The organism is Mycobacterium sp., assembly GCF_049280035.1.
Classification (GTDB): domain Bacteria; phylum Actinomycetota; class Actinomycetes; order Mycobacteriales; family Mycobacteriaceae; genus Mycobacterium.
Genome location: NZ_JBAPPI010000772.1, coordinates 1 through 1,892, shown reverse-complemented (window position 1 = coordinate 1,892; position 1,892 = coordinate 1). Strand labels below are relative to the sequence as shown.

General features: G+C 65.3%; 2 protein-coding genes. One reads left to right on the top strand and one right to left on the bottom strand.

The window, feature by feature from the left end:
* The coding region (sucB, locus tag WAN71_RS24745; protein WP_422227855.1) for a 2-oxoglutarate dehydrogenase, E2 component, dihydrolipoamide succinyltransferase at positions 1-1,151 on the bottom strand (1,151 nt) is incomplete at its 3' end.
* 340 nt (positions 1,152-1,491) lie between these two features.
* On the opposite strand from sucB, the gene WAN71_RS24740 reads away from it, so the two are divergent.
* The gene (locus WAN71_RS24740; protein WP_422227854.1) at positions 1,492-1,857 is read left to right on the top strand and encodes a hypothetical protein; all 366 of its coding nucleotides are present in this window, start codon (positions 1,492-1,494) and stop codon (positions 1,855-1,857) included.
* Positions 1,858-1,892: the final 35 nt, after the last annotated feature.

The following is a 1,892-nucleotide window of genomic DNA, read 5'->3' as shown; positions in this document are numbered from 1 at the left end:
TGGATCTGGGTGAGCTGTGCAGTGGCCTGCAGCGATTCCCGGGTCTTCTTCGCGGTGATCTGGCGGATCCTGCTGGCCTTCTGGGTGGTTCCCCGCAGATGTGCCAGCGCGGGCGCCGGGGTGGGGACGCTCGGTTTCGGGGCGGACGGGGCCGCAGCGGCCGCCGGCGCAGCTGCCGGAGCTTGTTTGGCTTCTTCCCTCTGCTGCGCGGCCGACAGCACATCCTGTTTGCGGATCCGGCCACCGACCCCGGTTCCATTCACCTGGGTGAGATCAATCTTGTTCTCGGCGGCCAGCTTTCGGACCAACGGCGTGACGTACGGAGAGCTTGCCGCGCCAGGCGTCGGCGCGGAGTCGGCCCGGGGTTGGGCTGCGGGCTCCGGTTCGGGTTGGGGCTGCGGCGCGGGCTTCGCTTCGGGCTCGGGTTGCGGTGCGGGCTTCGCCTCGGGTTGGGGCGCCGGTGGGGCTTGTGGCTCGGGTGCGGGCTTGGTTGCGGCTGTGGTGGCGCCGGTGCCGATCCTGGCCAGCTCGCCGCCAACCGAGACGGTGACATCCTCCTCGGCGGTGATGCTGATCAGCGTGCCCGCCACCGGGGACGGGATCTCGGTGTCCACCTTGTCGGTGGACACTTCGACCAGCGGCTCGTCCACCTCCACCGGGTCGCCGACCTTCTTCAGCCAGCGGGTCACCGTGCCCTCGGTGACCGATTCGCCTAGTTCGGGCATCAGCACCGGCTGGGAGGAGCCGGTCGCGTCGTGTTCGCCGGTTGCCGGCGCAGTCGCGGGCTGTGATTCGGCTTGCGGTTGCGGTTCCGGCGAAGGCTCCGGTTCAGGCGCTGCTTGCGGTTCAGGTGCCGCCTCGGCGGCGGGCTGCTCGGCGCCGCCACCTGCAGTGCTTTCCGCTGCGCTCCCGGCCGCGTCGCCGATGACGGCCAGCTCGCCGCCGATCTCGACGGTGTCGTCCTCGTGGGCAACGATCTTGGTCAACACTCCCGCCGCCGGCGACGGAATCTCGGTGTCGACCTTGTCGGTGGACACTTCCAGCAAGGGTTCGTCGAGTTCGACGGTGTCGCCTTCTTGCTTGAGCCAGCGAGTTACGGTTCCCTCAGTCACGCTCTCACCGAGTGCCGGCATCTGCACTGAGAAGGCCATCGCTGTCGACTCCTCGATCGGTCGGTGGGCGCGAGTCGAACTCTGGCTTACCACAGCGCGGTGTTCCGGAAGCTGCACCCAATCGGATTACTGAAACCATCCTGTCACTGCGGCACCGTTGGCACACAACCAGGGCGGAGCCGATCCAACAGGCGTTGGGCACTGCGGCGAAGCATTGCATCGAGGTCCGTGGAATTCAACGCGGGCCTAATAGCAAAGTCCAATAACTTGGATCTGGGATCCGCGGCTTCGGATACTCCGGGTTTCAGTCGGGTTAATACACCAGGCATTTCAGGTGTTTTGGATCAGAATGCCGACAATCTGGATTATCTTGTTTCCTGTGTATCCCGACGACAGCGGCAAAGAGCTCGCCACGGTGCTCTCCTACCTGGCAGGGCGTTCCCTCAGCAGAGAAGAGATCTGGACGGCGATGGAACTGCCGCGGTCCACATACTACGACCAGCTGGACAAGGGAACCCTGATCACTGCGGACAACCTGCGCGTCGCGGCGGCCAATCTCGGCATCAACCGCGCCGAGCTGCTGACCCGCTACCGGTTCATCGACCCAGAAGAGATCACCGCACTGGCTGAGGAGATTCGTGGCGGCATTCCTATGTCGCACGCCACGGGCAACGGTGCTGTGAAGACCGCGCATCCGACAAAACTTGCGGATTGGCGGCCGCGGCAAGACGCGCCCCCGTTGTAATACAAGGCGTTACGGTATTTGCTGTGGCTCTCACC